9 protein-coding genes are annotated in these 8343 nt (G+C 32.4%); 5 read left to right on the top strand and 4 right to left on the bottom strand.

The window, feature by feature from the left end:
• Positions 1-169: 169 nt before the first annotated feature.
• A complete protein-coding gene (locus H8909_RS07885; protein WP_187012442.1) occupies positions 170-754 on the bottom strand; it encodes a histidine phosphatase family protein in 585 nt (194 codons plus the stop codon).
• An 82-nt stretch (positions 755-836) separates the two neighbouring features.
• On the opposite strand from H8909_RS07885, the gene H8909_RS07880 reads away from it, so the two are divergent.
• The 5 genes from H8909_RS07880 (at position 837) to H8909_RS07860 (ending at position 4412) form a co-directional block, all read left to right on the top strand.
• Entirely contained in the window at positions 837-1235 is a 399-nt protein-coding gene (locus H8909_RS07880; RefSeq protein ID WP_187012441.1) for a MerR family transcriptional regulator, read from the top strand.
• An 8-nt stretch (positions 1236-1243) separates the two neighbouring features.
• A complete protein-coding gene (locus tag H8909_RS07875) occupies positions 1244-1507 on the top strand; it encodes an RDAC family protein (RefSeq protein ID WP_187012440.1) in 264 nt (87 codons plus the stop codon).
• A complete protein-coding gene (locus tag H8909_RS07870; RefSeq protein ID WP_187012439.1) occupies positions 1507-1887 on the top strand; it encodes a GntR family transcriptional regulator in 381 nt (126 codons plus the stop codon). The genes H8909_RS07875 and H8909_RS07870 overlap by 1 nt, the downstream gene beginning before the upstream one ends.
• Entirely contained in the window at positions 1880-2599 is a 720-nt protein-coding gene (locus tag H8909_RS07865; RefSeq protein WP_202985927.1) for an ABC transporter ATP-binding protein, read from the top strand. The genes H8909_RS07870 and H8909_RS07865 overlap by 8 nt, the downstream gene beginning before the upstream one ends.
• A gap of 142 nt (positions 2600-2741) precedes the next feature.
• The gene (locus tag H8909_RS07860) at positions 2742-4412 is read left to right on the top strand and encodes a hypothetical protein (protein WP_187012438.1); all 1671 of its coding nucleotides are present in this window, start codon (positions 2742-2744) and stop codon (positions 4410-4412) included.
• Between the two features lie 31 nt (positions 4413-4443).
• Here the strand turns inward: H8909_RS07860 and glgB are convergent, their stop codons facing one another.
• The 3 genes from glgB to H8909_RS07845 all read right to left on the bottom strand — a co-directional run bounded on the left by glgB (position 4444) and on the right by H8909_RS07845 (position 8265).
• On the bottom strand, positions 4444-6219 hold the full coding sequence (gene glgB, locus H8909_RS07855; RefSeq protein WP_187012437.1) for a 1,4-alpha-glucan branching protein GlgB: 1776 nt from the start codon (positions 6217-6219) through the stop codon (positions 4444-4446).
• A gap of 128 nt (positions 6220-6347) precedes the next feature.
• Positions 6348-7373: an NAD(P)H-dependent amine dehydrogenase family protein gene (locus H8909_RS07850; RefSeq protein ID WP_129980653.1), complete on the bottom strand. Its 1026-nt coding sequence runs from the start codon at positions 7371-7373 to the stop codon at positions 6348-6350.
• Positions 7374-7407: 34 nt separating this feature from the next.
• A complete protein-coding gene (locus H8909_RS07845; RefSeq protein WP_187012436.1) occupies positions 7408-8265 on the bottom strand; it encodes a MerR family transcriptional regulator in 858 nt (285 codons plus the stop codon).
• Positions 8266-8343: the final 78 nt, after the last annotated feature.

The following is an 8343-nucleotide window of genomic DNA, read 5'->3' as shown; positions in this document are numbered from 1 at the left end:
TGACGTTTCTAAATTAACTAAACCATAAAATTCAACTATTCTATTTTTTCTAAATTATTCAAACTTGTTTTTAAGTTTGTCTTTTTTTATACGTTTTGATTGATTTTTGTTTCACACTTCATCCTCCTGTCTTATTTATCATACTAAAAAAAGTTCCAAAAAGGAACTCTTACATGAAACTACTAAAATCATGATTGATGATTTCTTTACAAGAGAAGATTCCATCTTCATACGTACATATAAAGATAGCACAGTTCTTAATCCCCTTCTTATAGTGAGCTACATTATATTCTTCAAAGTTTCTAATAAAGTTGGCACAAGCAGCTCCATGAGATACAACAAGGACATTATCACCTTTTGTATTTTCCATAATTTCTGTGATAGTCTTTACAACTCTTTTCTGTACTTCATCCTGTGATTCTCCACCATAAGTTTTAAAGTAATCTAGATAAGGAAATGGTGGATTAAGACATTCATCTTTTCCTTCAAAGACACCAAAGTTCATTTCTTTTAATCCCTTTAAACGTGTATAAGGCATATTATGATGTGTAACTATTTCAAGTGTATCACTCGCTCTTTCACTTGTGCTGCAATAAGCATCATCAATCTGAATATGATTATTATCAAACCATTTTCCAGCTACTTCTGCCTGTTTAATTCCAATTTCTGTAAGAGGTGCATCACACCATCCCTGAATCTTATGTTGTGCATTAAATAAAGTCTGTCCATGACGCATTAAATAAAGTGTTTTCATTGTAATTCCTCCTTTATATTTGTACAATAAAATTATAAAACATGGGAGTTACTACCGTGCAAGTAAAAAGGAGAAAATATTTATGTATACGATGAAAGAGGTATGTAAGATAGTAGGATGGAGCTATGAAACATTAAAATATTATTGTAAGGAAGGTCTTATACCAAATGTGAAAAGAGATAAGAATAACTATCGTATCTTTGATGAGAATAATATTGAATGGATCAAAGGCTTACAGTGTTTAAAGAAATGTGGAATGAGTTTAAAGGATATGCGTCAATATCTTGATTATTGTATGCAGGGTCCTGTTTCTATTCCAGAGCGTGTAGATATGCTTAATGAGACAAAAGAAGATTTAGAAAGAAGACTATCAGAAATACAAGAATCTTTAGACTATATTGAACAGAAGAAAGAACTCTATAGAGATATGCAGGAAGGTAAGAAGCCTTATGTAAGTTATGTATATCATGTAGAGAATTAGGTGATACTATGATAGGTACAGTAGATTTTAATATGATTCTAGAATTGAATCGTTTCTTGAAGAAAGAAGGGTATGATTATTCTGTTCATTCTATTGGTGGATGTGCAAGTTGTGGTCTTAATTTGAGATGTGAGGGAAAAGAAAGTGATTTAGAAGATGTGATGAAGGTCATAAATGACTTTCTTAAGAATAAGTGGTTAAAGGCTGTTCCTAGTCTAGAAGATCCCTATACTCTTGGTATCATCTCTACATTTCATAAGGAGGAGAAGTGATGTTTCAGTTAAACTATCAAAGTCATAAATCTGTCTATGAACAGATTGTAGATAATATTAAGGAACAGATTATGACAGGTGTATTAAAAGAAAATACCCAATTACCAACAGTAAGAGAACTCTCTCAACTATTAACTATTAATCCTCATACAGTTCAAAAAGCATTTCAGACATTGGACCAGGAAGGCTATATCTATACAATTGTGAATAAAGGTACTTTTGTATCATCAAGAAAACATGTAAAGATAGATGAACAGAAAATCGATGATACGATTCATATGATTGTAGAAGGTTATAAAGAATTAATCCACATGGGTATGACTCAAGATGAAATACATAATAAGATTCTAGAAAATATGAAAGGAAGCCCTCATGATTAAAGTAAAAGACTTATATAAAGTGATTGATGGTGAGGTTGTTCTTGATCATCTCAATATGCAGGTAGAAGAAGGATCTATCTATGGTTTGATTGGTCCTAATGGAGCAGGTAAAACAACACTCATTAGACATCTGGTGGGTGTCTTAAAACAGGATGCAGGAAAGATTTTTATAGAATCACAGCCTGTTTATGAAAATATAGAATTAAAAAGAAAGATAGGCTATATATCTGATGAGATGTATTTCATAGAAACAAACTTAGAAAGAAATGCGAAAGTCTATAAAGACCTTTATCCATCATGGAACCAGGAAAGATTTAAAGAACTCTACAAAACATTTAAATTAAATCCTACAAAGAAGATAATGACATTCTCTAAAGGAATGAGAAAACAAGCATCATTTTGTTTAATTATGTCTACAATGCCTAAATATCTTATTTTAGATGAACCTATAGATGGATTAGATCCAGTCGCAAGAAAATTAGTTTGGAAATATATTATTGATGATGTTGCCCAAAGGAATCTAACAGTTCTTATTTCTTCTCATAATTTAAAAGAATTAGAAGGAATAGTGGATCATGTAGGTATATTGTATAAAGGTAAAATTATGAAGGAGTTTGATTTAGAATATATTCAAACGCATATTCATAAAATACAGGTTTCATTTGGAGACAAAGAAGTTCATTTAGATGATTTAAATATTGCGTATCAGTAGGAAAGAGGTTCAGTAAAAATATTGATTATTGAAGACTCTCTTTCTAATATTAGAAAGGTTATAGGAGATCAATCTCCTCTTATCTTTGATATACTTCCTTTAAGTCTGGAAGAACTCTTTATATATGAAGTAGGAGGAGAAGATGATGATGTCCAAAAACTCATATTTTAATAAAACCTTCTTTAAAAACCTTATGAAACGTTTCTGGATCATTGGTTTAGGGATGATGGTATCCTATGTTTTATTATATCTTTATCCTATCTACCAGGGTGCAAGTTCAGAGGGGTATCAATACTATGCAGCCTATCTCAAGGAATCTTATTTTGCAGGTAATCTTATTATCTCTACTATTGCGGTACTTACAAGTGTGGCTTTACTCTATTTTTATCATAACCGTACAGCCTCTACAATTATTCATTCTATGCCTATAAAAAGATCAGAACTATATTGGACATCTTTTACTGTAGGAATGATTTTAATGTTTGTACCTCTTACTCTTACAACAGGGATACTCATATTCTATGGGAAAACAATTCCTTTATATTATAGAGAACTTTCAATCAACCATTGTTTAAGCTGGTTTTTGATTCAAAGTGCACTCATATTCTTTGCGTATGGCATTACACAATTCTGTGGTATTATCACGGGTAATCTCTATACGCATTGTATATTAGGAATATTTTTTAATAGTCTACCTTGGCTTAGTTCACAGTTTTTTACTATTCTTAAATCAGCCTTTACTTATGGTGTAGAAGAACCTTCTGTCGCTTTTGAGAACTATTCTACTGCCTTCAATTATGTATTAAATCTAGAAAAATGGCTCACATTATATACTCTTGCTTATTTGACTATTTATATTGCGATAGGCATCAGTTTGGTCTTTATTGCCTACTTCATTTATAAACGTGTTAAGTTAGAATACATTGGTTCTTCTGTGGTTTTTGACCGCTTAAAAGATATAGTTGTCATTATAGGGACTCTTGTACTCTCTTCATTTGTGACATTCTTATTTATATCCAATGAAACATCAATTCATACAATGCGTATCACTTTTGTGATTATAGGTATCATTGATTCATTTATAGGTTACTATATTTCAAGAATGATTGCAGATATGACACTTTATGTCTTTAATAAGAAGAACTTTAAGAAGTTTATCATCTATCTTGTGGTCTTCTCACTCATGTGCGTCTTCTTTGTCTTTGATATCACAGATGAAGAAAATAAGATTCCAAAAACAGGTACTGTATCTTATGTGACATTCAGTTCTGATTATTCAGGTAATCAGGATGTTAAACTGAATGATTCAGATACAATAGATATAATTCATGATATACATAAAGATATCTTAAAAGCACCACATAACTCTAATGATTCTTCTCATTATTTCAACATTACGTATCATCTCGTAGATGGTAAAACACTCACACGTTCCTACAACATATCACAAGACTGTTTCGATAAATATGTGAAGGATGATATGAAGTCTCTTTATACAAATGTCTCTTATATGAACCAGATCTTTAGAAATATGCATTGGGTAGAAGTATCTGTTATGAACTATAAAGATGATACAATGGACGATACAGTCTATTTAAAAGAAGATGATTTTAGAGGTTTGAAATATGCCTTAAGAAAGGACTATGAAACTCTTTCGATGGATACTATTTCAGACGCAATTAATAACTATAATTATAGTATTGAAGTCATTAATGATGCAGATTATGTACTCACTTTCTATATTAATAAGGATTTTGAGAATACAGTGACATACTTTAAAAAGAGAGGCTATTATAGAAAGATATTTAAGTAAAAAGACGTATCACCAAATAGGTGATACGCTTTTACTTTACAATATAGAATTGTGCACTATAGGCAGGTAATGTCATTTCTATTTCATTATTTATATGAATTTCTTTATCTAGATTATGTGATTTACCACTATATAATTCATTATCTGAATTTAATAGAAGAGTCAATGTTTCAGGCTGATCTACTTTATAAGTATATGTCTTATCTACATTATGGAAGTTAAAGAAAGCGACTATTGTTTCTTTATCACTCATACGTTTAAAGACATAAATACAATCCTGTTCCTGATGACAATCCACCCACTTAAATCCTCTTTCACTAAAGTCATACTGTGATAAAGAAGGATGTGTTAAATAGATCTTATTTAATTTTCTCATGAAGTGAAGGAAAGAATCATGTATAGGATACTTCAATAAGAACCAGTCTGGTTCTTTTGTTTCATCCCATTCTCTAAACATCGCAATCTCATTACCCATGAAGTTAAGTTTCTTACCAGGATGCGCAAACATATACATATAAAGTGCTTTGACCTGTGCAAACTTCTCTTCATACTCACCATACATCTTATCAATAATAGTTTTCTTACCATGCACCACTTCATCATGTGAGAATGGAAGAATAAAATGTTCATTATAGAAATACATCATAGAGAATGTAAGCTTATGATAGAAAGAAGGTCTTTCTTCTGGAGTCTTCATAAAGTAATCTAATGTATCATTCATCCATCCTAGGTCCCATTTATAATCAAAACCTAAACCACCTTGGTCAACAGGACGTGTTACACCTTGATAAGAAGATGAATCTTCGGCGAAAAGAAGAGTATGAGGAACTCTCTGTTTAAGTCCTTTATTAAAGTTCTGAACAAAGCGAATCGCTTCTCTATTCTCTCCACGACCACTATTACCCTGCCAGTAAATAAGATTACCTACTGCATCTAGTCTTAAGCCATCGATATGATATTCCTTTAACCAGTAATAAGCAGAAGAATTCAAGAATGAACATACATCCCCACGAGAATGCTGGAAATTACATGTACCCCATTCACTCTTACCTACTGCATCATTAGGGTAATTATAAAGAGGTGTACCATCATAGTTATTCAAACCAAATCCATCAATCGCAAAATGAACAGGTACAAAATCAAGAATAACCGCAATATTATTTTCATGACACTTCTCTACAAAATATCTTAAATCATCAGGAGTACCATAACGAGATGTAGGGGCAAAATAACCCGTAGGCTGATAACCCCAGCTTAAATCATTAGGATATTCATTTAGAGGCATGATTTCTAAGAAGTTATAATGATTTTCTTTTAAATAAGGAATAATTAAATCAGCCATTTCACGATATGTATACCAGTCATCTGCTTCTTCACCTGGTTTCTTCCAAGAACCAAAATGCATTTCATACACATTAATAGGCATATCTTCACTAAATCTTTGATTTATCCAAGCATCATCATGGAATGTATACTGATTCATATCAAAAATAATAGATGCATTATTAGGACGTACTTCACTTGTATACATATAAGGATCACAGTGATCTACAAAAGACCCATTATTATAAATACGATACTTATACATCTGTCCCACTTTCGCATTTGATATAGTCGCTTCAAAGAACTGACCATTTCCACAACGGTTCATAGGTGTTTCCTGCCAGTCATTAAATTCCCCAATAACTGCCACATGAGATGCTGCTGGCGCATATGTTCTAAAAGTCACGCCATTCATATGAACAAAAGCACCTAGATACTTATAAGTCTCAAATTCCTGTCCATTATAAAAATTATTAAAATCCATATGTTACCCTCCAATTTCTCTACTTTAATCATAAGATAATTAGAAGAAAATTTCATCTGACATTTTAAACGATTTGTTTGGAATTACACATGTAAAAACCCTCCACTTAAGGGAGGGTTTGGTGATGATTATAAGTGATAATCCATAGGATATGTTAAGTATTCTAATGTATCTAACTGATCAACAGTGACAACTCCAGCTGGTGCTCTAAGTAAACTAGGAATTCTATTTACTATAGTAGCACATGTATGTTCTACTGTAGCTGGTTTAACTACATGGAATTCAGTATCTGGTTCGCCAGTAATCTTCCAATCACACATATCACCATCATCAGGACCATAGACCTTACCAATGCACTGTGTTTCAATAATAGGACCCTGGAATGTTTCTGTAGTAACGACTGCAGCCATACCAATACAATTTCCTTTTGGAATTGTTTCACCCATTGTTTCAGAATACAAATCAGTATCATGGAAATAAGGCACACATTTTTGTGTCTGTGACTTAATAGTCCATCCCATACGAGATGCGAGAGCTTCATTTGAGTTCCATACATAAGATGGTTCAATTTCTTCAGGATGGGCAATTGTTGCTTCAAACTCTTCAGGTGTTAAACCTACACCATGTGCTTTCGCAAGGGCTAAACCATATTCTTCTACATTGTAACTAACTGCCCCTTCAATCTTAGTAATAGTATGACAAGAACCAGCTACTAAACCAACCATGTTCACCCAGAATGTATCTTCCATACCACTACCTACAAATGTACATCCTGTTTCTTTCGCAAGAACATCTAACTTATTCATTCTTACTGGATCAGTTGTCCATGCATCTGTAGCTTCTTCACATGTAGTGATGACATTAATACCTCTACTTAAGCACTTTTCAAAATGATCAAAACAATCACTCACAAGTGAGAATAATGTCACGACTGCAACATCAGCATCACAATTATCCAATACTTCATCGGCATCACTACTGATCTTTACACCAGTCTTAATACCTAGTTCTGCATAATCACCTACATCCATGCCCACAATTGCAGGATTATTATCAATGGCTCCGACAATCTGCGCACCTTTCTCATACAAATAACGTAAGATGTATTTACTCATCTTACCACAACCATACTGTACAACTTTAATCTTTTCCATATGAAATACCTCCTAACTAAAGGATAAACCCTCATCAATGATGAGGGTCAACCTTTTTATAGGCAATTGGGACTTGTAATCTTAGATACATAGAACGTTCATTATCTTTAAAGAATGTGAGTTCTATTAATACTTCACATATATAATCGCCAATCACGTCATAATTATTATCCATACAATACTTTAGTAATCTTCCTGCATACTCTTTTTCATTATTAAAATCATCCATATAAATACAAGCATACATACCACTCTCTAATGTCTGTACAGATTCCTTTTTAGGAAAGAGTTCATCTACAAAAATAAATATATCATGTGTAATAAACTCCTGTTTCAGGAATCTCTTTCTCTTAAGAAAAGTTCCCACATTACAATAATAGATTTGGGGAAGATGTTCTTCTAATAATTGATCTTTGAATTCTTTGAGTATTACTTCATACCCATCCTGATCATAATCATAGAAGTTCTTATTCACTCGTTTGGCATAGATGTGACGTTCATCAATATACTCAGTTGTCAAAGTGCCAGGTGTAGGGGATTTGCGGTATCTTTCAAGAGAATAGATTGTACGTTTGATTGCATTTCTTTTGCGTATAATATCATCCATCTCTTTCTCTATAGAACGCTGTTTCTTAATCAGTATCGCTTCTATAAGAGTAGGATCTTCTTTATCCAACAATTCCTTGATTTCCTTCAAGTTCATTCCTAACTCTTTCATATACCCTATTAGATCAAGTCTTGCATTCTGCTTCATATCATAATAACGATAGCCTGTATCTTCATCAATATAGATAGGTGTCAATAATCCCCATTTATCATATAAACGGAGCGTATTAATACTTACATGATTAATTTTAGCCATCTTCCCAATAGAAATTAAACCCTCATGCATACAATCACCTCTTTCTATAATTCTACCATTTTTACAAGACTAACTTGTAAGAAAAATGTTAGAATGGAAAAAAAGGGG

It is taken from the genome of Catenibacterium faecis (genome assembly GCF_014306455.1).
Classification (GTDB): Bacteria; Bacillota_I; Bacilli_A; order Erysipelotrichales; family Coprobacillaceae; genus Catenibacterium; species Catenibacterium mitsuoka_A.
Note: the sequence above shows the minus strand (reverse complement) of the source record. Positions and strands in the feature narration are given on the sequence as shown.